Source organism: Streptomyces sp. DH12, from assembly GCF_020873895.1.
GTDB lineage: Bacteria > Actinomycetota > Actinomycetes > Streptomycetales > Streptomycetaceae > Streptomyces.
In genome coordinates this window covers 1-444 of the sequence record NZ_JAHWGT010001153.1, presented here as the reverse complement: position 1 = coordinate 444, position 444 = coordinate 1, and the positions used below count along the sequence as shown (strand labels likewise).

1 protein-coding gene is annotated in these 444 nt (G+C 74.5%); it reads right to left on the bottom strand.

Annotated features, from left to right (window positions below):
* A partial coding sequence (locus LPA54_RS39005; RefSeq protein WP_228985124.1) for a UvrD-helicase domain-containing protein occupies positions 1-290 on the bottom strand: 290 nt, incomplete at its 3' end.
* Between the last annotated feature and the right edge of the window lie 154 nt (positions 291-444).

Here is a 444-nt window from a genome sequence, read left to right as displayed (position 1 = left end):
AGTTCGACGGCGGCCTTGCGGCTGAAGGAGAGTACCAGGATGCGTTCGGGGTCGCCGCCGCGGGCGATGCGGGCGGCCACGGACTCGACGAGCGTGGTGGTCTTGCCGGTGCCCGGACCGGCGAGGACGAGCAGCGGCCCTGAGCCGTGCTCAACCACGGGGCGCTGGGCGGCGTCCAGGGGAGGGGGATCCATGCGGGCCGGCGGGGTACGCACCAGTCGATAGGCGCCACGGCTCCCCCGGCGCACCGGGGGGTGCGACAGGCCGCTGCCGGTGGATGAGGAGCTCACGTGGTTCGCGGGTCCTGGTGGGTGTGCTGTGGGGCGCTGCGCCGCGTGTGCGGGGGGGTGGTCGGGGGGTGAGGGGGCCACGCGCAGCCGACGCTACGCCGGGGACCGGAGCGGAAGCAGGGTTTCCGCTTCTTCCCTCCCGTCACTCCGGGCA